This is a genomic window from Alicyclobacillus acidoterrestris, assembly GCF_022674245.1.
In the GTDB taxonomy this organism is placed as follows: Bacteria; Bacillota; Bacilli; order Alicyclobacillales; family Alicyclobacillaceae; genus Alicyclobacillus; species Alicyclobacillus acidoterrestris.
Genome location: NZ_CP080467.1, coordinates 1,390,001 through 1,412,500, shown reverse-complemented (window position 1 = coordinate 1,412,500; position 22,500 = coordinate 1,390,001). Strand labels below are relative to the sequence as shown.

General features: G+C 53.4%; 12 protein-coding genes, 3 rRNA genes, 1 pseudogene and 1 riboswitch (1 of these 17 running past the window's edge). Of the genes and pseudogenes, 4 read left to right on the top strand and 12 right to left on the bottom strand.

From position 1 onward, the window contains the following. The 5 genes and pseudogenes from K1I37_RS06510 to K1I37_RS06490 form a co-directional block, all read right to left on the bottom strand. Positions 1-452: ribosomal RNA gene (locus K1I37_RS06510) — 23S ribosomal RNA — on the bottom strand (it extends 2,492 nt beyond the left edge of the window). 240 nt (positions 453-692) lie between these two features. Then, positions 693-2,224 (bottom strand): 16S ribosomal RNA (locus K1I37_RS06505). Together the 16S and 23S rRNA genes form the textbook arrangement of a ribosomal RNA operon. 632 nt (positions 2,225-2,856) lie before the next feature. After that, positions 2,857-5,046, bottom strand: a complete 2,190-nt coding sequence (locus K1I37_RS06500) for an ATP-dependent Clp protease ATP-binding subunit (protein ID WP_242215992.1) — start codon at positions 5,044-5,046, stop codon at positions 2,857-2,859. Between the two features lie 204 nt (positions 5,047-5,250). Further along, positions 5,251-5,883, bottom strand: a pseudogene (locus K1I37_RS06495) (acetylxylan esterase); the annotation flags it as partial. Between the two features lie 47 nt (positions 5,884-5,930). Further along, the gene (locus K1I37_RS06490; RefSeq protein ID WP_021296887.1) at positions 5,931-6,383 is read right to left on the bottom strand and encodes an anti-sigma factor; all 453 of its coding nucleotides are present in this window, start codon (positions 6,381-6,383) and stop codon (positions 5,931-5,933) included. Between the two features lie 377 nt (positions 6,384-6,760). On the opposite strand from K1I37_RS06490, the gene K1I37_RS06485 reads away from it, so the two are divergent. Together K1I37_RS06485 and K1I37_RS06480 are read left to right on the top strand one after the other, a co-directional pair. After that, positions 6,761-8,542, top strand: coding sequence for a B12-binding domain-containing radical SAM protein (locus K1I37_RS06485; protein ID WP_021296889.1), 1,782 nt, complete (start codon positions 6,761-6,763; stop codon positions 8,540-8,542). Between the two features lie 171 nt (positions 8,543-8,713). Next, positions 8,714-10,768 carry a S9 family peptidase gene (locus tag K1I37_RS06480; protein WP_021296890.1) on the top strand — a complete coding sequence of 685 codons (2,055 nt, stop codon included), beginning with the start codon at positions 8,714-8,716 and terminating at the stop codon, positions 10,766-10,768. Positions 10,769-10,859: 91 nt separating this feature from the next. Here the strand turns inward: K1I37_RS06480 and K1I37_RS06475 are convergent, their stop codons facing one another. The 6 genes from K1I37_RS06475 to K1I37_RS06450 all read right to left on the bottom strand — a co-directional run bounded on the left by K1I37_RS06475 (position 10,860) and on the right by K1I37_RS06450 (position 17,895). Continuing rightward, positions 10,860-12,167, bottom strand: coding sequence for a replication-associated recombination protein A (locus K1I37_RS06475; protein WP_021296891.1), 1,308 nt, complete (start codon positions 12,165-12,167; stop codon positions 10,860-10,862). Between the two features lie 76 nt (positions 12,168-12,243). Continuing rightward, on the bottom strand, positions 12,244-13,914 hold the full coding sequence (locus K1I37_RS06470) for a formate--tetrahydrofolate ligase (protein ID WP_040441374.1): 1,671 nt from the start codon (positions 13,912-13,914) through the stop codon (positions 12,244-12,246). Beyond that, on the bottom strand, positions 13,905-15,167 hold the full coding sequence (locus tag K1I37_RS06465) for a tRNA nucleotidyltransferase/poly(A) polymerase-related protein (protein WP_021296893.1): 1,263 nt from the start codon (positions 15,165-15,167) through the stop codon (positions 13,905-13,907). Before K1I37_RS06465 ends, K1I37_RS06470 begins: the two co-directional genes overlap by 10 nt. Before the next feature lie 232 nt (positions 15,168-15,399). After that, positions 15,400-15,696 (bottom strand): MTH1187 family thiamine-binding protein, encoded by a 297-nt coding sequence (locus K1I37_RS06460; RefSeq protein ID WP_021296894.1) that lies wholly within the window; start codon positions 15,694-15,696, stop codon positions 15,400-15,402. A gap of 48 nt (positions 15,697-15,744) precedes the next feature. Next, a complete protein-coding gene (locus K1I37_RS06455) occupies positions 15,745-16,308 on the bottom strand; it encodes a cob(I)yrinic acid a,c-diamide adenosyltransferase (protein WP_021296895.1) in 564 nt (187 codons plus the stop codon). Between the two features lie 57 nt (positions 16,309-16,365). Further along, positions 16,366-17,895: a cobyric acid synthase gene (locus tag K1I37_RS06450; protein WP_021296896.1), complete on the bottom strand. Its 1,530-nt coding sequence runs from the start codon at positions 17,893-17,895 to the stop codon at positions 16,366-16,368. Between the two features lie 178 nt (positions 17,896-18,073). Beyond that, positions 18,074-18,280: riboswitch (cobalamin riboswitch) on the bottom strand. Positions 18,281-18,523: 243 nt separating this feature from the next. Here K1I37_RS06450 and K1I37_RS06445 point away from each other — a divergent pair. Further along, positions 18,524-19,828, top strand: coding sequence for a L,D-transpeptidase (locus K1I37_RS06445; RefSeq protein WP_021296897.1), 1,305 nt, complete (start codon positions 18,524-18,526; stop codon positions 19,826-19,828). Positions 19,829-20,451: 623 nt separating this feature from the next. Next, on the top strand, positions 20,452-21,693 hold the full coding sequence (locus tag K1I37_RS06440) for an IS4 family transposase (RefSeq protein ID WP_021294689.1): 1,242 nt from the start codon (positions 20,452-20,454) through the stop codon (positions 21,691-21,693). A 586-nt stretch (positions 21,694-22,279) separates the two neighbouring features. Here K1I37_RS06440 and rrf read toward each other — a convergent pair. Then, a 5S ribosomal RNA gene (gene rrf, locus K1I37_RS06435) occupies positions 22,280-22,396 on the bottom strand. Positions 22,397-22,500: the final 104 nt, after the last annotated feature.

The following is a 22,500-nucleotide window of genomic DNA, read 5'->3' as shown; positions in this document are numbered from 1 at the left end:
AGTACTTGGGGTCTGTTGCACATTCCACATTCCGTTTCGGATACCGGGCTCTCACCGTCTATGGCCGGCCTTCCCATGCCGTTCTCCTACGGATTGCTTCCTGCTGGCTCCCTGCAGGTTGCCGCCAACAGCCCCTCGACCCCGAATGCGCATCGACTGCAGTCTGTACCACGCATCCGGTTTAGGCTTCTCCGCTTTCGCTCGCCGCTACTGACGGAATCGCATTCGCTTTCTCTTCCTCGAGGTACTTAGATGTTTCAGTTCCCTCGGTTGCCCCCGTACACCTATGGATTCAGTGTACGGTACTAGCGCTTCACACTAGCAGGTTTCCCCATTCGGACATCCACGGCTCAATGCTCGCTTACAGCTCCCCGTGGCATTTCGGTGTTCGCCCCGTCCTTCTTCGGCTCTTGGCGCCTAGGCATCCTCCGTGCGCTCTTCCTAACTTCACCGTTTCGACTCCATGACTGACTTACACCAGTCACTTCATCCAGTTATCCGGCTATTGTTACCTGTTACTCGCATTTCGGTTACCGGTTTACTATTTCGAGGTTGTTCCATATTCAGTTGCCAAGGTACATGCGCCTTCCAACTTCCGTCGGAAACGCGCCTTGAGTTTACCTTGTCTCATATGAGACGTTGGCTCCCTCAAAACCAAACACACAACACCTAAAAGCCTTGTTTCTCCGTAGAAAGGAGGTGATCCAGCCGCACCTTCCGATACGGCTACCTTGTTACGACTTCACCCCAATCATCAACCCCACCTTCGGCGGCTGGCTCCATAACGGTTACCTCACCGACTTCGGGTGTTGCCGACTCTCGTGGTGTGACGGGCGGTGTGTACAAGGCCCGGGAACGGATTCACCGCGGCATGCTGATCCGCGATTACTAGCAATTCCGGCTTCATGCAGGCGAGTTGCAGCCTGCAATCCGAACTACGAACGGCTTTTTAGGTTTTGCTCCACCTCGCGGCTTCGCTTCCCGTTGTACCGCCCATTGTAGCACGTGTGTAGCCCAGGACATAAAGGGCATGATGATTTGACGTCATCCCCGCCTTCCTCCGACTTACGCCGGCAGTCACCTGTGAGTCCCCACCTCTACGTGCTGGTAACACAGATCAAGGGTTGCGCTCGTTGCGGGACTTAACCCAACATCTCACGACACGAGCTGACGACAACCATGCACCACCTGTCTCCTCTGCCCCGAAGGGAAGGTACATCTCTGCACCGGTCAGAGGGATGTCAAGCCCTGGTAAGGTTCTTCGCGTTGCTTCGAATTAAACCACATGCTCCACTGCTTGTGCGGGCCCCCGTCAATTCCTTTGAGTTTCAGTCTTGCGACCGTACTCCCCAGGCGGAGTGCTTATTGGGTTTCCTTCGGCACTGGGGTGTGTCCCCCCAACACCTAGCACTCATCGTTTACGGCGTGGACTACCAGGGTATCTAATCCTGTTTGCTCCCCACGCTTTCGTGCCTCAGCGTCAGTCACTGTCCAGCAAGGCGCCTTCGCCACTGGTATTCCTCCACATATCTACGCATTTCACCGCTACACGTGGAATTCCCCTTGCCTCTCCAGCACTCAAGTCATGCAGTTTCCAAAGCAATCCCAAGGTTGAGCCTTGGACTTTCACTTCAGACTTACACAACCGCCTACGCACGCTTTACGCCCAGTGATTCCGGACAACGCTTGCCCCCTACGTATTACCGCGGCTGCTGGCACGTAGTTAGCCGGGGCTTCCTCACTCGGTACCGTCTCACAAGGAGCTTTCCACTCTCCTTGTCGCTCTCCCCGAGCAACAGAGCTTTACAACCCGAAGGCCTTCTTCGCTCACGCGGCGTTGCTCCGTCAGGCTTGCGCCCATTGCGGAAGATTCCCTACTGCTGCCTCCCGTAGGAGTCTGGGCCGTGTCTCAGTCCCAGTGTGGCCGGTCACCCTCTCAGGTCGGCTACGCATCGTCGCCTTGGTGAGCCGTTACCTCACCAACTAGCTAATGCGCCGCGGGCTCCTCTCTCAGCGATGCAGTTGCATCTTTCAACACAAGTAGATGCCTACCTGTGTATTATCCGGCATTAGCACCCGTTTCCGAGTGTTATTCCAGTCTGAAAGGCAGATTGCCCACGTGTTACTCACCCGTCCGCCGCTAGCCCCGAAGGGCTCGCTCGACTTGCATGTATTAGGCACGCCGCCAGCGTTCGTCCTGAGCCAGGATCAAACTCTCAAAAAATGGCGTTGTTACATATGTTTCAATCGTCGCTGTGACCAAAGGTCACGTCGACCGAAACTTTTAGGCGTGTGTGTTCAGTTTTCAAGGAACCAAACCTGCTGTGAAAGCCCCACGAAGACTGATTCAACGAGGAACCAGACGAAGTGATTCTTTCAAGCAAGTGCCGCTTCTGCCGAAGCAGCCTAAGTACTATATCACGAACTGACGTTCGTTGTCAACAGTGGGTGTTTCATTTCATCGCCCGATATGACTCCGGTACACCAACGACATTCGGCAAAAACCGACATCCATTGACCGATGAAAACCACCGAGACAGCTGCGCTGTGAAGGCAGCACCGCTTGAAGCGGCGAGAGATAATATAACATGATATGAAACATGGCGCAAGTGTTTTTTTGGAGCGAGTTCTTTGGAGCGTATTTGTTTCGGAGATGGTTACATGGCTGGCGGGATCGAACAACGTGTAGAATCCAAAGGCCACCACGCTCCAGTACGACGGTGTGCTGACGAAAGGGTCAGGACCTCGTCACTGGTGCATAACGAACTGTACATAAAACGAAGGCCTGGCATCGACAACTGCCAGGCCTCTGCTACACAACATCCATTTTGTCCGGATATCAGCGCAGGTTGAACATTATCCGTTGTTCTCTACCGTTCGCACGACAATACGCGAAGCGCGCGTGCGGTCAGTTCCGTCTGTCGCATCGTCGTCCACATCGACGACGAGTGCCGTTGCATCTGGGGTGTCAACAAGGACATCCGCAATCTGATCTTCCACTTGGTCTTGGATGACCCGGCGCAACGGCCGTGCACCAAGGAGTGGATGATACCCGAGCTCGCCAAGTTTCGCTACCGCCGCATCCGTCCAAGACAGTGCAACACCCTGCGCCTGAAGGACGTCCTTCAAGTCGTTCAGGAACAGTCCGACAATCTGCTTCAGATCAGATTTCGTCAATGGCGCAAAGTCAACGATTGCGTCAAAGCGATTGAGGAACTCCGGCTTAAAATAGGCCGACAAGTGTCCAATCTGGGTCTCTGTGCTTGCCGTTGCGTCCTCCTGAACGTTGAAGCCCATCGTCACCTTCTTGTCGCCGACCCCCGCGTTGCTCGTCATAATCAGAATCGTATCCTTAAAGCTCACTGTCCGCCCCTGACTGTCTGTCAAACGGCCGTCCTCCATGATTTGCAAGAACATGTGCTGAACGTCCGGGTGCGCCTTTTCGATCTCGTCAAGCAGAATCAAACTATACGGATTGCGCCGCACCTGTTCTGTCAACTGACCGGCTTCGTCGTAGCCGACATAGCCCGGAGGCGACCCAATGAGTTTCGACACCGAGTGCTTCTCCATATATTCACTCATGTCGAGACGAATCATGGCGTCCTTGCTGCCGAATAAGGTCAAGGCAAGGCTCTTCGCCAATTCCGTCTTACCGACACCCGTTGGGCCGACAAAGAGGAAGGACCCAATCGGCCGATCGCCTTTGCGCAGGCCAGTCCGGCTGCGGCGCACCGCCTTGGCCACTTTCTGGACAGCTTCCGCTTGCCCGATGACGCGGCTCGCCAACTCCTTCTCCAAATCGCGCAGTTTGCTCTGCTCAGACGCTTGAATCTTTTGCACAGGTATCCCCGTCTTCTCCTCGACAATCGCCTGAATATCGCGCAGTGTCACCTCGACCGTATTGGTTGCGGCTGGGGTGTGGGCGATGAGATCGCGTAGGCGCATTTCTTCCTTGTGCAACGCAGCAGCGCGTTCGTATGCTTCGACCTCCGTGGCCGCCTGTTTGTCCCGCACGACCTTGTCGAGTTGCGCCCGCAAATCTTCCTGCTGATTATCGCCAATGCGCAAGTTCGCTTTCGATCCCGCCTCATCCAACAAATCGATCGCCTTATCAGGCAGATAGCGGTCGGAGATATAGCGGTTCGACAGCGTCACACATGCGGCAATCGCCTCATCCGTATAACGCACCTGGTGATAAGCTTCATACTTCGGTCGGATACCCTGGAGAATTTGAATCGCTTCGTCAACCGTCGGCTCGTCGACCGTCACCGGTTGGAAACGCCGCTCCAGAGCCGCATCCTTCTCAATCTGGCGATACTCTTTCAGCGTCGTGGCGCCAATCACCTGAATGTCGCCGCGGGCCAGTGCAGGTTTTAGGATGTTGCCGGCATCCATGGACCCCTGCGCTTGTCCGGCTCCGACCAGCAAATGAATCTCGTCGATGAACAAGATGACTTCCGGGCGAGATTGCAATTCTCGAATCAAATGGTTCATTCGCTCTTCAAATTGTCCGCGGATTCCCGTGTCCGCCACAAGCGACGAAACGTCCAAGTTATAAACCTGCTTGTCTCGCAACTTGGCCGGCACGTCCCCCTCCACAATGCGCAACGCCAATCCTTCTGCGATAGCCGTCTTCCCGACGCCCGGTTCGCCAATCAGGACAGGATTGTTTTTATTGCGCCGATTGAGAATTTCAATCACGCGGGCAATTTCCTTGTCGCGGCCAATCACCGGATCGATCCGGCCTTCCTTCGCCCAATCGGTCAAGTTTCGCCCGTATTCATCGAGGAAACCGCCGCCACCTTTGCGAGCACCGCCTGGTTGCATAGGCATCTCCTGTGCTGCAGGCGCAATGCCAGAAAGCATTTCAAACATATCGTCCATCGACGGAAACCCGCCAAATGGTCCCATATTCACAGGCGATTTATAAGAAGCTCGAAGTTTTCCAAAACATTCGGCACATACATGTAATGCATTTTTGTGTCCATTCACATTGACGCGAACTTCTGTGTTCGCCTGATGTTCTTTACAAATATCACAACGCATGTTTCAAGACCTCCTTCGTCATATTCACATTCGTTGTTGACTTTAACTTTCTTTGACCTTTTTGATGTCAAATTGACTTTGACTAACTTTGATTATATACGGTTTTGATGAATTTGCAAGTGGGACACGAGACAATGGCGACACGTGTAAAGGGATTCGCGGCTGGATTGTCATTCGAAACGACGCGCGATTCGGCCTAAAGTCCTAGAGCCTAAGCATAAATTGAAGAATTTTATCAGACATTCCAGGCAGCGACTCGTGCCCGAAATCCGGGAACAACTCCAATTGTTTCTCCGCCATAATCTTGTTATACGCGGCAAATTGCGTCGATGGTGGGCACACGGTATCCATCAGCCCCATCCCCCACATGACTTGTCCGCGAATGCGCGGCGCCAAGTGCTGAATGTCAATATAGCCAAGCCGTGTGAAGATTTCATCTTCCCGTAGGTGCTGCGGATCATGGTTTCGAAAAAACGGCACAATCTCCTCCAAACAGCCACCCAAATCCATTTCCCAGGCCCGCCGATAGTCGCCGAGAAATGGGTAGACGGCAGCGCACCTCCGAATCCGCGGTTCCAATGCGGCACAAACGACAGCCAGCGCACCGCCTTGCGACCACCCCACGACACCGATGCGATTCGAATCAACCTCCGGAAACTCCATGACAAGATGTGCAAGTTGTACCGTATCTAAATAAATCTGACGGTACAAAAGGTTGTCTGGTGCGTCCTCCAAGCCGCGGATAATATGACCACGGTACGTAGTCCCCCGCACACGCCCCGTATCCTCTGAACGGCCTCCTTGGCCACGGCAGTCCATCGCAATCACCGAATATCCCAGCTATGATTTAAATATGTTTTTTTGGAGCGAAACAACCGTTGGACCTAGATGCGGTGTATATCATTGCGGAGGTGCCATCCCCCATTCCGTACAGAGTGGGAGATATGTGCCCATGCCGAGTCACCGATGGCTTCAAAGTGGACAAAGTGATGGATATGCAGCAAAGCGACGATAGTCAAGATGACTGCTGTCGCTGGAACGGACAGCACTGCAAAACGTCTGGACATCCAAGTGATTGCGCGTCCAGGGAAAGGAAGCGGCTGGTCCCCTTTTGGAAAATTACATAAATTTGTATTTATCGCCTGACCTGCTGGCTCATTCGCCTCGCTTGGTGGACGTTGTAAGTCGCGGAGAATTTGCCGATATTCAATCAAATCTGCCTGACAGGTGAAACAAGTAGGAAGATGCCGCTCAAATCGCTTGCGACACAGTTCGTCGTGCAGCTCACCAAGTGCGTAATCGAGACAATACGTGCATTGGTCATGCATATTCTCCATTCATACCTCACTTTTGCATGTTTGCGCTGTGTCGGCAGTCCAATCAATGCGAATCGATTCTATCTACCGTAACCAATCGCCCAAATGCATCACGGGCCTGTCCAATTCATCATACCACCAAGTCGCATCGACGACGACGATGCCACCGATAAACATACAATACTCCACAAATTCTCCATACAACAGAAGAGACGAGCCGATATACTCGATCCTACACAAACCTACTTCGGACAGCGTGCTCGCAGCTGTCCGCTTTTTTATTCTCCCGCATCCACAGGGTTTACAGGCGCACACACTCGTTTACCCTATAAACAGAGATTTCATTTTTCCGATTACGTTCCCTATCAGCGATTCTCGTATCCGAAAGGAGCACGCCGATGAACGTCGTATTAGCCACACTAAACGCCAAATATATTCACTCTTCGCTTGCGCTGCGCTACTTAAAAGCTTATGTCGAACGAGACTTCCCCAACACGTGCATCCGCGAATACACCATCAAAGAGCCTGCGACAAAAATCGTCGCTGACTTGTATGCAAAAAAACCAGACGTCATCGGTTTCTCCGTATATATCTGGAACGTCGAGCAGACGTTGCCCATCCTCACGATGCTCAAAAAAGTACTGCCCAAAACCATCATCGTCCTGGGCGGTCCAGAAGTATCGTACGACACGAAATATTGGATGAAGCGTTGCCCGGATATCGACGTAATTGTCCGTGGTGAAGGGGAATCGACATTTCACGAACTGCTATGCGCCTTCTCAAGGCGCGACAGTATGGCCAACATCCGCGGTATCGCCTATCGTGAGGGCGAGCACATCCATCTCACCCCCGCACGGGTGCAACAACCACTTGCAGAGATTCCAAGTCCGTATCAAGATCTCACGGACATCCAATCGTTAAAGCATCGAATCGTCTACTACGAGACCAGCCGCGGTTGTCCGTTCTCCTGTCAGTTTTGCTTGTCTTCTATCGAATCTGGCGTTCGTTACTTCCCGATGGAACGCGTGAAAACTGACCTCAAACGACTCATCGACGAAGGTATCCGAATCATTAAATTTGTCGACCGGACATTTAACCTACACCGCAAATATGCCCTTGAATTGTTTTCGTTTCTCATCGAACACAGAGGCAATACCGTCTTCCAATTCGAGATAACTGGCGACATCCTGCACAAAGACATCGTCGAGTTCCTCAGAGAAAATGCCCCAGAAGGGCTATTTCGGTTTGAAATCGGCGTGCAGTCAACCAACGACCTCACCAATCAACTCGTCAAACGCCGTCAAAATTTCGCCCGCCTGCGCGATACGATTCTCGCAATCAAGGATTGCGGCAACATCGTGCAGCACCTCGACCTGATTGCTGGACTGCCCGAGGAAGATTACGAGTCGTTCAAGATGACCTTCAACGACGTGTTTGCGTTCGAACCAGACGAGTTGCAGTTGGGATTCCTGAAAATGCTGCGCGGCACCGGTATGCGCGCACGAGCTGCCGAATTTGGCTACGTGTACATGGATCACGCGCCGTACGAAATATTTTCAAACCGCGTGCTATCGTATGACGATGTGCTTCGAATGAAGCAAGTCGAAGATGTACTCGAGAAATATTGGAACGAGGGCAAGGTGCGTCATACGGTTCGCTATCTGACACGACACGTGTTTGCATCGCCCTTTGATTTTTTCCAAGCTTTCGGCGACTACTGGCAAAAACGTGGCTGGGATACCATTGGACATCAGCTCGACGACTTGTATACCCGACTTGATGAATTTCTCGAAACCACCTGCGAACCTGCGCAACGACAAGCGGCCAACGCCTATATGATTTACGACTTTCTCTTGCAGCATCGAGTACGGCCACACAAAGTCTGGTGGCAGAAAACGGTGCGGCGTGCCGACCGTGCGCGGCTCATCGGCGAGATCGGAACGCAAACACAAGTCTTCGGCGATGCATTGAACCACCTATCTTTAAACCCGAGTGCGCTCGAAAAACACAGTGTCATTGAACTTCTGCCATGGCACATCTATCCCGATGCGCCGCATCTAGGTCCAACACCGCAGCCGGCGCTGTTGGTGGTGTATTACCCACCGGGGCTACAAAAAGGACAATCCCCGATAGCCCAGATATATCCATGGGCACAAGACACACAGGACTTCGTCTCCTGAGGCTTTGCGCAATCGGGTGAAACACTCGTGGTGAGGCGTGTTTGAATTTTCCGCCCCATACCTGCTATCCTGATTGAATCATCGAACTGACACGCGACGGGTTGTGTTCGCCCTGTGCGCACAATCCATCACGTCTTTGTGCCATCCGATACATAAGAAGGAGGATCCCACATGCAACCCCCAAAGGCAAAGCGCATTCCCCATCCGCACGTCTTGCACGACCATGTGCGCCCGGACGACTACTACTGGTTGAGAGAACGCGAGAACCCTGAAGTCATCCAATACCTTGAAGCAGAAAATCAGTACTACGACGCGCACATGAGGCCACTTGCGCCACTGGCAGATAAAATTTACGAACAGATGGTCGCACGGATTCCGGAAGCGGAAAACGATGTCCCAGCGGTACGCGGGCCCTACTATTACTACAAAAAAATGGACAAGAATTTGCAGTACCCGATTTACGTGCGCAAACGCGCAACCTCTCGGGATGAATTAGCCACAGCCTCCGAGGAGATTGTGCTCGATGTCAACGCGCTGGCCAGAGACGGCGAATATCTCAGTGTCACAGTTCTGCGTATCAGCCCGGATCACCGCCATTTAGCGTACCTTGAGAATCGCGATGGCACGGACAAATACACGCTGTGCGTGCGCGATATCGAAACCGGTGAGATGCTGCCCGAAAAGATAGAAAACGTGTTTATTTACGAAAGCGTGGAATGGGACAGAACTGGCGAGTTTCTGTACTATCTGACCGTGGATGAGAGTCAGCGCCCCTATCGCCTGTGGCGTCACCAAATCGGGCACACGGGTCAAGACGAATTGTTGTACGAAGAGACGGATATCACGTTTACACTCAGCCTCGCAAAGTCGCGCAGCGGACGCTACCTATTCCTTACGTCGTCGACCAAAACGACGAGTGAAGTCCACTTTATCGCTGCAGATGCGAAAACGGGATCCCTCCAAGTCGTTGACGAGCGACGCGCGGGAATCCTCTACGAAGTCGAACACTGGGGCGAGGATTTTCTCATCCTCTCAAACGAAGGTGCGACAAACTTTCACCTCTGGCGCTGCCCGACCGACGATTTGGCACCAAGTGGGCGAACAGAGCTCTTTTCCTACGACAAGTCGCGCTATCTCCAGGCAGTGTATCCATTCAAGGAGGCGCTTATCATCAGCGGACGCGAAGACGGCCTGACGGCATTATGGGTGTACCGCGACGGAAGCCTCACGCGCCTTGACTGGGATGAACCTTTGTATACCGTTGCCATGGGACACAACCTGAGCTACGACACGACCGAAGTGCTCATCGAGTACGAGTCCTATCTGACGCCAAGGACCACCTATTTGTATCACCTCGATACAAATTCGAAGACGCCCCTGCAAGTGGCGCCCGTCGCTGGTGAATTTACGCCGGAGGCGTATCGCCAGGAACGCCTCTTCGCGACCGCGCCGGACGGGGTCCGCGTACCGATGACCGTCGTCTATAGGAAGGATGCCTTCGCGAACGGCCCCGCTCCGTTGATTCTCTCGGGATACGGATCATACGGCATCACAAGTGATCCCCATTTCGATGCGACGCGCCTCCCCTTCCTCGATTCAGGCATCGTGTTTGTCACGGCGCAAGTTCGCGGCGGGTCAGAAATGGGCCACGATTGGTATGAAGATGGCAAGTTGTTAAACAAACGAAACACGTTCACCGATTTCATTGCAGTGGCTGAAGACCTCATCGCGCGCGGCTACACGACAGCGGATAAAATGGCGGCACGCGGCGGGAGTGCGGGCGGTCTCTTAGTAGGGGCCGTGGCGAATATGGCCGGGCACTTATTCAAAGTCATTACGCCAGCGGTGCCGTTTGTCGACGTCGTGACGACCATGCTCGACGCGTCGATCCCGCTGACCAGCTTAGAATGGGATGAATGGGGCAACCCGGCAGACAAGACGTACTACGACTACATGTTATCTTACAGTCCATATGACAATGTCGAAGCGAAAGCGTACCCGCACATGCTCGTCACAACCGGCCTGAATGATCCACGTGTCGCTTACTGGGAACCGGCGAAGTGGGTTGCGCGGCTGCGGGCGACCAAAACTGACGACAACACGCTGCTGCTCAAAACAAACATGGGGGCAGGACACTTCGGCGCATCGGGGCGATTCAACCACCTCAAAGAGGCAGCGGAACACTACGCCTTCATTCTCGACAAGCTAGGCGTCGACATGAAGTGATTTACACAGCACAAAAACAAAGAGGTCGTCTCCCCGAACGGTGACGACCTCTTTGCGCTGCACTCCCCCACAACCGTCTCTCCAAATCGATTCAATCAGATTTCGGCTTCGCTTTGCCGCCGCTGCGGATATACGCATAGCGCTCGGCGAACTGCTTCTCCTGGCCCAACCCTTTCGGGTGATAATACTGCGTGCCGACCAAGGCATCGGGTAAATACTGCTGTTCGACCAAGCCTTCCGGGTAATTGTGCGGATACTTGTAGTCGACACCGCGCCCCAACTTCTTGGCGCTGGCGTAATGCGCGTCTTTTAAATGAACGGGAATATCGCCGACGTGTTTTGTCTCCACATCTTGCATCGCACGACCGATCGCAGTGGTCACCGAATTGGACTTCGGCAACAAACACAGCTCCATCACAATTTTGCTCAGCGGCAACTGCGCCTCCGGAAAGCCAAGTCGCTCCGCGGACTCAATCGCGGCGATGGCGTGCGATGTCGCAGCGGGAAACGCCAACCCAACATCTTCGTCCGCAACACAGAGAATGCGGCGGGAGAGGCCGATGAGATCGCCTGATTGAATCAAGCGCGCCAAGTAGTGTAGTGCCGCATCGACATCACTGCCGCGCAGGCTTTTGTGAAACGCACTGAGCAAATCGTAGTGACCATCGCCATTTTTGTCCGAAGACAGACTCTTTTTTTGCAGACACTCGACTGCGATCTCGACCGTGATGTGAATCGTTCCGTCGTCGTCCGGATCTGTCGACAATACCGCGATTTCAACCGCATTGAGCGCCTTTCGCATATCGCCACCAGACGCCTCGGCGAAATGGCGCAAGGCTTCCGAATCTAAGCGCACTGAGTATTTGCCAAGGCCCCGCTCCGCGTCAGCCAGCGCACGCTCGATACCTTGTTCGATATCACTTGGTTCCAGCGACTTCAGTTCAAGTATTTGACATCGGCTGCGCACAGCCGGGTTGACGTCGTGAAATGGATTCGCCGTGGTCGCAGCGACCAGCGTAATGAGCCCACTCTCGGTATATGGCAAAAGATAATCCTGCTGTTTCTTATTGAAGCGATGAATTTCATCGAGAAACAAAATCGTCGTGCCTTGCATCTTCGCATCGGCAACAATTTTCTCAACGTCCTTCTGGCCGGCATCCACCGCATTCAGTTCGGCAAACGGGAGGTTTAAGGTGTTGGCCAAGGCATTTGCGATGGTCGTCTTACCCGTTCCAGGCGGTCCGTACAGCAAAATCGACACGGGCCGCTTGGCCTTCACCATACGATGAATAAACCTGCCAGGTGCAAGGAGGTGTTTCTGTCCTATTACCTCATCTAGCGTGCGCGGACGCATCCGATACGCTAATGGCTCGTTTTTTATCGATTCAAAGAGAAACATGGTTGGGCACCAATCCCTTCTACATGCACATCAAGCGCCCTTTGAGCAACCATCCACGCAATAACCCCACAATGACTTAAAACAAGCCAGTGATGGTCCCCTGCTCGTCGATATCGATTTTCAGCGCATTCGGTATCTTCGGAAGCCCTGGCATCGTCATAATATCGCCTGTCAAACAGACAATAAAGCCGGCACCCAGTGAGGCGCGCACCTCGCGAACGGTGATCTGAAAACCGCTGACCTGTCCACGCAACGTTGCGTCGTCTGAAAAGGAATACGGCGTCTTCGCGATACAAACGGCCAAATTCCCCCAGCCGTTCGCCTCGCATTCCGCCAATTGTCTTCTCGCCACATCGCTGAACACAACGCCAGCTGCCTCATATACCTCTGTGGCAACTCGCTCAATTTTATCGACAAGTGGCGCCTCCAACGGGTACAACGGTCGAAAGTTACTTGCACCTGATTCCACCTGTGCAACGACCTTTTGCGCCAAATCGACACCCCCGAGTCCACCCTGCGCCCACACTTCCGTGCGCGATACCATAAACCCTTGTTCGTCACACAGCTGTTCGACAAACGTTAACTCGGCTTCCGTGTCATCCGCAAAACGGTTTAAGGCGATCACAAATGGCACACCAAATTTGCTGACAATACGGGCATGGTGTTTGACATTCTCAAAACCGCGTTTGATTGCCTCGAGATTCTCTTGCGTCAATTCGCTGCGTCGAACCCCGCCATGATACTTCATCGCGCGCACCGTGACGACAATCACAGCGGCATCTGGGTGAAGGCCGCCTTTGCGCGACTTGATGTCAAAAAACTTTTCCGCGCCCAAATCGGATCCAAACCCAGCCTCTGTCACCACGTACTCGCCAAGGTTCAACGCCATTTTCGTAGCTATCAACGAATTGCAACCATGCGCAATATTGCCAAATGGCCCACCATGGACAATCGCCGGTGTGCCTTCTAGGGTCTGTACGAGATTGGGGCGGATAGCATCCTTTAGGAGGACGGCCAGTGCGCCTTCGGCGCCCAAGTCGTGAACGGTCACAGGCTGTTTGTCATACGTGTAGCCAATTAAAATCGCGCCCAACGCTTCCTTGAGTTCCGAAAACGATTCGACTAAGCAAAGAATAGCCATCATTTCGGAAGCAACCGTAATATCAAACCCAGATTCTCGGACCACCCCATTGTTATCTCCGAGACCGACGATGATGCGGCGGAGTGAGCGGTCGTTGAGATCGACAACGCGCTTCCAAACAACGCGCTTCGGGTCGAGATGCAAGGCGTTCCCCTGGTGAAGGTGATTGTCAATCAGTGCACTTAATAGATTATGGGCCGTGGTGATGGCGTGAAAGTCCCCAGTGAAATGCAAGTTCAGGTCGGCCATCGGCAGTATCTGCGCGTAGCCGCCGCCAGCCGCGCCACCTTTCAGGCCAAAATTCGGACCGAGCGACGGTTCCCGAATACACACAATCGCGTTCTTGTTCAGTTGATGTAAGGCTTGGCCAAGGCCGACCGTAACCGTTGATTTCCCCTCGCCTGCAGGCGTCGGACTCATCCCTGTCACCAATACGAGTTTGCCTTGTTGTTGACGAGGCCGATGAAGAAGAGACAAATCTAGCTTCGCCTTATACCTGCCATATGGCTCCCAATCGGCTTCGTCTAAGTGCAGCCGATTCGCGATGTCGGCTATGGCGCGCATCTGAATCGATTGAGCAATCTCAATATCCGTCTTCACGGTAATCCTCCCTTACGGGCCTGGTGCAGCGCTGTCGCCCGAGCTTCCCGCAGCGCTTCGCCAAATTCCTTACCCGTGGCGCCCGTATTCAATGACTTCCCCGAAACCGACTGAATCACGCGCCAGTAATCAGGCATCGATTCTGCGTTCGGGCTATGGGCATTCGGATTGTTGCGTCCCCTGTCGTCGGCCATTCCGATAATGGAGAAACCGTCGACGCCAAGCGGTGTGCGATGGGCGTCTGTGAGGAGATCGACGACTTTCGTACACTTCATCTTATCTAACACGTGAATCTTCATATGTTGCTCTGTTGCAAATAAGGCCGCTTGTGTCCAGTGCGTGGGCAGTCGCAGACGTGCGCAAAGGTGTTTGACCAGTGGCACACCAGCCACCTCATGCCCGTGGTGCGCAGGCCATTTGTGACGAGGTGTGCGCGCCTTGCCGACATCGTGAACCAGCGCCGCAAAACGCACTTCTTCACGCGTCGTCAACGCTGCGGCAGCATCGAGAACCTGCATCGTGTGTTCGAAGGCGTCACCTTCCGGGTGCCACTTCAACGGCTGCTCAACACCCTCCAGCGCGGCAACCTCCTTGAAGTGGACATCGAGCACGCCTGCGCGCTGCAGCCACCGAAAGAAAAGTGACGGCTTGTCGGACGCCAAAGCGCGCTTGAGTTCCACAAACACGCGCTCAGGGCTCAGCGACGTCAGTTCCTCACGCAGTTTTCGCATCATCAGAAGCGTGTCATCTGCAATCGTGAAGTTCAGCTGTGCCGCAAACCGTGCCGCGCGATACACCCGCAAGGGATCTTCCGAAAATGCCGCGGACACCGCCCGAATCACCCCTTGGTCAATATCCTGGCGGCCACCGTATGGGTCAAACATCTCTTCTGTCAACACGTCGACTGCCATGGCGTTGACCGTCAAATCGCGACGATATAAATCCTGCTCAATCGTTACCTCCGGTGTCGATACGACCTCAAATCCTTTGTGGCCCTGACCGACCTTGCGCTCCATCCTCGCCAACGCAAATTCCGTCACCGCATCGCCCACTGTCATTCGGAACACAGCAAACGCCGCACCGGCGACAAACGCGTCTGGAAACAATTCCTGGAACGTTTCAGCCCGAAGCCCTGTAACGCAGTAATCGCTATCCGTCGCTGCCCGGCCCATATAGGCGTCACGCACCGCACCTCCGACAAGGTACAGCCGTCCACCCGCATCTGCAATTTTCCGTGCAATGGCGTAAATTTCGTTCACGTCTTAGACACCCTCGTTCAACATCGATAGCTGTGTTTCCATCAACCACTCGTGTATCGTTTGATAAGCCGGTTCATCCGTATCACCTCGTCCCATTGTAACGCGGATTTAGATTTCCGCACACCCATCCCTCAATGCCGCAGCACCAAACGTTGCGAAGCAAACCAAAGAGGCCGCCCTAAGCCGCAGATACTGCGCCAAGGACGGCCACCACGCATCAAGAAGTCGAAGCTTACTGCAATGACTCCTGTGCACTTTCGACACTTTGTTCCATGGTCATCGGTTTATCCATACGCTGGTCAATCGTCATATTCGTGACCACCCGCGTCGCACCTGCAAGCGCTTCTTCGTGGATCTCTTTCGCGACATCCATCAAATCGGCCAATTCTCCCTCAATGACGGTCGAAGTCGGGGTCACCTGATACTTCAGTCCCCGTTTCTCAATCAACCGCAGCGCTTGCCCGACGTGCGAGCTGAAACTTGACGTATTCGTACCGACCGGAACGATATTGATTTCAAGCAGCGGCATCACACACACCTCCAGACACACAGTGGGGTCTGTGTTAGGTTGCCATGTTCAACGAAATACATCCGCACTGTGCTCGTACGCGACATCCGGTTGTTCATTGCGCGCGTTGACTGCGCGGGCGAGCACAAACAACAAGTCAGACAACCGATTCAAATATTTGAGCGTCGGCGCATGAATGTCTTCCACCTGCATCAATGCCACCGTTCTGCGCTCTGCTCGGCGGACGACTGTGCAGGCCACGTGCAAATAGGCGGATCCGATACTGCCACCGCGAAGAACGAACTTCTTGATGGCGTCCGCCTCTTCTTTATACCTATCGATAATGGGTTCAAGCGTGGCTGCGGCGTCTTCCGGCGTGCGAAACGTGTACTTTTCACTATTGACGGCTGCCAAGTCCGCCCCCACATCCCATAATGTCTGCTGAATGTCGAGGAGTAGCGCGGCGATATCCTCGTGCCCCTCCTGCGTGAGATGGCTTGCCGCCAATCCTATAAACGATCCCGCCTCGTCTACCGTCCCATACGCCTCAACCCGCAAGTCGTTCTTGTATCGGCGAATCCCACCAATCAGCGCCGTCTTTCCTTTATCCCCACCGCGCGTATAAATCCTCAATATGATCCACTCCCTTATCACGCTGAGATCCTGACCAAACGTCGAACAGGATGACCGTCATACCCGCACCCCACCTGGTTGACCAATGCTCGCATACACCGGCCGCAAATCGAGATGCTGGCGTACCACATTTGCCAATTGGTCGTACGCGGCAGTCCGCAAATCAACCATGCTGTGTGCCGTTTCTTGGAGATTGAGCCCAAACGCCTGACAAACGGAAGACATCCATTGATTGCGAAAGTCGTCATTATCAAAGATACCATGTAGATATGTCCCAACGACGCGTCCGTCAAGCGCGATCGCGCCATCTGGTCGCAACGCCTGCTCGCCGTCGCTCTGCACCATCGCAAAAGCCGAGGCCCCCGGCAGATACGTCGTCACACCCATGTGAATCTCGTAGCCACATAGCCGTATCCTATCATCACCCTGTGCTGCGTAGCCCTGTACCAATACCGTCGATTTCTCTCGCGCCATCGTCGTCTCTACCGGCAACATGCCAAGACCTTCTTGCGCGCTGGTCGTCGACTCCTGGCCGTCGGGATCATACACAGCTTGCCCTAACATTTGATAGCCGCCGCAGACGCCGAACACAAACGCACCGCGCTCGGCAACCGCCCGAATCGCCGCAGCCCACCCGGTTTCGTGGAGCCACGCCAAATCGTCCATCGTATTCTTGGTGCCAGGCAGAATGACGGCATGCGACTCGCCGATTTCCTCGGGGGTCTGACAAAAAGCCGCGTCAATGCCGGGTTCGAGAAAAAGCGGATCGAAATCTGTGAAATTCGAGATGTGCGGCAGTTGGACAATGGAAACCCGCAAAGCGTCCGAAGTGTGCGACGACACGCGACGATAACGCTCTCCCCCGATGCCCATCGAATCCTCTTCCTCAATGCCGATATCGTCTACGTAAGGGATAACGCCAAGAACCGGCACGCCTGTGTACGATTCCAAGAGCCGCACCCCGTCGTCGAACAAAGCTTTGTCTCCCCGGAACTTGTTGACGATAATCCCCTTTACACGACTGCGCTCTTCCGGCGTGAGCAACTGCATCGTCCCGACCAGTGAAGCAAAAATGCCGCCCCGGTCAATATCGGCCACCAACAGTACATCCGCGTCGGCCATTTGAGCCGTGCGCATATTGGCAATTTCCGTATCTTTCAGGTTCATCTCAACGGGACTGCCAGCCCCTTCGATGACAATGACGTCGTGCCGCTCAGCCAAGTATGTATAGCTTTCCACCACAGATGCCCAAATCTCTCCAAGCCTGTCGCGATAATACGCCCGCGCCGACGTCGTATCGTACACGCGGCCTTGCAGCACCACTTGGGATCGGTCTTTACCCGTAGGTTTGAGCAATACGGGATTCATATGCTCATTCGGCTGCAACCCACACGCGGCTGCCTGCACGGCCTGCGCCCGACCGATTTCCCTCCCCGACGGCGTCACCGCCGAATTGAGGGACATGTTCTGCGACTTAAACGGCGCCACGCGGTACCCGTCTTGATACAGAATGCGACATATCGCGGTGCACAGTACACTCTTGCCGACATTCGAAGCCGTCCCCACGACCATGACAGCTTTCGCCATGGCTTTGCCCCCTCTCGTGTTTCACGCACGCGATGCACTTACACCACAAATCGCTATTTCATAGACGCCATGGTCACAACCAACCCCAACACAAAAAGCACTCCTTCATCAGCGAATGAGAGTGCTTGTAAAAGACGATAGCCGCCCCACAAACACCTTCCTATCGACCGTAGGTTAACGGTGTTTTCGAAAGAAGGCAGGTCTCCTGGCTCAGGTTCATCGCGCCCCAGCACCCTTCCCAGGCTTGACACCCAGTGGCAGTTGCCAGCGCTCCCCATCACAGTGGCGGGACCGCATCGGATTTGCACCGATTTCCCTATTAAGTCCACACGCACATGCACTCAAACACAACTCGCGTGCGGACACCTTCATCGAACATGGATTCCATTACCTGATTCAGTTCCATCCCTGCAATTACGACAGCGTACGCTCAATTGTTTCATATACTACACGTCGGCATTCCCGTCGTCTAGCACTTGATGCGATAGGGTAGTCACCTAGCACCCCGCAGTTACGTCTACAATTGCTCGCTACATCATACGTATCAACCACAGACACCAGTTTGTCCAGCCATGTACCCGCACAAAATGACCCACCTGGTGCACTATTTCAGAAAGGCCGATGATAGATGACGAAATCAACGCCTGGCTTACGACAACTAAAACCCGGTGTGTTCATCCATGACAGCGATAGCCAATACGAACTAAAGGCTATGCGCTATGGTGCATACACGCCAAGTTCACCGATTCACGAGGCAAAACTGCTTGTCCGCGCCGGTCAATATAAACAAGCAAAAGCACTGTACCTCTCCCTCTTGCGCCATAAGGAGTCCTTCGCGCTGCACCGTCGACTCGCGCCCTTACTGACGTATGACGAAACCTTGGCGATGATTGATAAGTACTGGGACTACAAAAAACTGCGCCATTTCTATCAAGAACGCGCCAAAACATATCCCGTTTCAAGCCAGCGGCGATCTCGCACCAAATGGTTACCCTGGCTGCTGGTCGGCCTCGTGTTGCTTTCCCTACCACTCCTGTACGGTTTGCACCGTTATCTGCACCGAGTCACCACGACCAACATCGAAGAAACGTACCAAAACACCATCCAGCATATTGCGCAACTCCCTACATTCCAGTTTGCGGGGACGATTCACGTTCCAAGTGAAGACTCAGACGCGATTGTCCATACAGTGGATACGGCCTCCATGACACCAGAAGCTGCTTACGAGCTTCTCGACAACACCGTTCCCATAGGGTACGCCGTGAGCCATGGCAACAACCAGTTTACCATCTACCTGTTGCCCAGCACGGCCAATACGTCATCTGGACAACCTGTCGACGACGTCGTCTCACAACCAAGCATTTCAGCCGCTCAACTCAATGTCGTGCGCACGGCCTATCAATACTATCTCGCTACACACGCCAATCAGCCGCCTGCAAAACTCACAGCCCTTGAGGGAATGGTACCGTCTAGCATCAACTTGTCCAGTATTCCCTACGTTCCCGTTGCCGATCCGTCCACCGCCATCACCAACGGCACATCCCAACCCGTGCCATTTATCAAACCTGTCGTCTACATCAACCTGCAAAAACGCACCTTGTCCCTGCAGCTCAACGGCAAAACCGTACTGCACACGCCAGTCGGAATCGGCAATACGAACGATCCCACTCCAACAGGCGACTTCACCGTCTCTGAGCGCAAAGTCAATCACGCAACCGGCGTCTATGGACAATACATCTTCCCACTCAACGAAAGTAGCTACGCGCTGCACGGCACCAACGACGAACACCGCATCGGCTCCGCCGATTCACTTGGCTGCATCGAGATTCCAAGTGCCGCCCTGCAAAAATTGTACGACACCATCCCTATCGGCACCCAAGTCCTCATCCAAAATGGCGACACGCCAACACCCCCGACGTCATTCCGGGCGTAGGGTGGCGGTTGTGGCGGGAGCCGCGGGAGTGGGGCGCGGGGTAGGGCTGGGAGCAGGTCGCGGTCGAATAGTGCACGTTTTCTGCCTTATTTGTGACATTGCAGCAGATTCGGGGCATTTAGTGCATGAACTCTACCTTATGCCCGGAAAATCGGTGGAAATCGCGGCCCAGGGTGGCAAATAGGGTATTTTTTCGACCTTATCCGGCGGCCTTTCAGTTGATATGTCTTATTAGGACATGTATGCGGGTGCCAGGGGGCGTATGGGGCTTCGGAGACGATGAGGCTTGGGTGATGGGTCGGCAGCCGGGCCCGTGCCGGAAACCAGGCAGCATAGTGCACGTTTTCTACCCTATTTGTGACATCGCAGCAGATTCGGGGCATTTAGTGCACGAATTCTACCTTATGCCCGCAAAATCACCGCAAATCACGGCCCAGGTAGCGAATAGGGTATTTTTTCGCACTAGCGTTGCATTAAAATTTTTAGGGTTTGTCAAGAGGGGAGGCTAATTAAAACCGAACAGAAGGATTCGAATGTTCAAGATGTTGTAACCTCAAGGACATAAAAAATCCTTAGAATAGAAAGAACAGGTTGCCCTGTCCAAATCTAATCTAAGGACGCACATGGGCAAGCATATCATAAAATCCACATTGGCGGAATACCTTTCTCCACTGAATCCAGTGGAAATGTTGCGTGAGATTAAAACACTTGGTCTGGATAGGTACACGAAGAAACTCGATTCCATCACGTTTCTCCAATTGCTTGTGTTTGCCCAGTTGCAGCAAATCGACTCCTTAACCAGTCTGAGTGCCTTGTTGAACGAGAATCAACAACTACAGGCTGAACTTGGTCTCGAGTCGATCAGCACATCACAGTTGTCCCGTAAATTGAGACAGATGGACACGAAGTTTCCATCGTCCGTTTTCCAACGATGTGTTGCGCAAATTGCCCGTACTGTCGGGGCAAAGAAGGCCACACAGGCATTAAAGCGGATGAACTTGATTGACGCTTCGACCATCACGATGTGCGTCTCTCAATATCCGTGGGCAGAATTTAGGCAGACAAAGGCAGGTGTGAAACTGCACCTGCGCCTCGTATTTGAGAATGACCTGGCGTATCCGGATAAGGAGATTCTGACGCCTGCCAAACCAGCGGATAGGACTCAAATGGACAATCTGGTGGTCAATGAGCCAGATGCACTCAACGTATTCGACCGTGGTTACGTCGATTATCAGAAATTTGACGAGTATATCCTGAATGGAACACGCTTTGTCACACGACTTCGGGAGAATGCCAGCATCATGGAAGTGTATGAAGAGCGACCTGTGGCACAAGATTCACTCGTTGTTCGAGATGCAGTCATACGGCTGGGTTCGAAGTTCCGGAATATGGTTCATCCAACGCGCTGGCTCGAAGTACTGGACAGTGATGGACGAAGAATCATGATACTCACAAACGATTTAACGATGGATGCAACAGAGATTTGTGATTTGTATAGGAATCGTTGGCAGATCGAACTCTTCTTCAAATGGATTAAGCAACACCTGCATGTAAAGAAATTCTATGGGAAGAGCGAAAATGCGGTCTACAACCAATTGCGCATTGCATTGATTACCTTCTGTTTACTCGTGTTGTTGCGGTTGAGGGTCAAACATCCGGGAAGACTGCTCGATGTCTACAAATGTGTACGATGGCATTGGTCAGAGCCCTTCACAGAGTTTCGGTGTTATTTAAGCCGGCCACCCACAAGAGCATCAACTGGGCGAAAGAAGGTGAAGACAGAAGAAATCTTCGCAATGACGTTACAGCAGTACATAGACGAAGAGATTGAGCACTTAGAGAGTATGGTGTACGACCCAATCTGATAGCCAAAATGTGGGATTTGGGCAACTTGTTAAGGGAACTATGGCTTTTTAGTCCATCTAGGTCAAAACGATAGGTCTGAATATTCTGTTCTATATCACGGAGAGACGAATTGCCACGCTTGACATTTGCAAACGAGTTTAATGCAACGCTAGTGATTTTTTCGACCTTATCCCGCGGCTTTTCAGTTGATATGTCTTATTAGGACATTCAGGTGGGTGACAGGGAGCCGCACATTGGCTTCGGAGACTGTCCGGGTCTCAAACCGGAGCCCTCGCCCCCGACCCGGCAGCATAGTGCACGTTTTCTACCTTATTTGTGACATTACAGCAGATTCGGGCCACTTAGCGCATGAATTTTACCTTATGCCCGCAAAATCACCGCAAATCGCAGCCCAAGGTGCCGAATAGGGTATTTTTTCAACCTTATCCGGCGGCTTTTCAGTTGATCCGTCTTATTAAGACATCCCGCCAGCTGCCATCAGGCCAGCCAAGTGCCTTCCCAGCCCGAATCCCCCACCCCCAACACAAAAAGAGCCCCAAGGTCCCGCTTCTCAGCGTTCCCCTCAGGGCCCTTCTCTTCTCTCTCGCCTGGCAACGTCCTACTTTCCCAGGAGGTCTCCCTCCAAGTATCCTCGGCGCTGGAGGTCTTCACGTCCGTGTTCGGGATGGGTACGGGTGTTTCCCCTCCGCCATTATCACCAGACACGCTTCTGCTTCGCTCAGGTTCAACTCTTCGCTTCCCTTTGCTTCGCTTCCGCTGTGCTTTATACTTCCCTCGCTCCTGAACTATGGAACAACCTCTTCTTC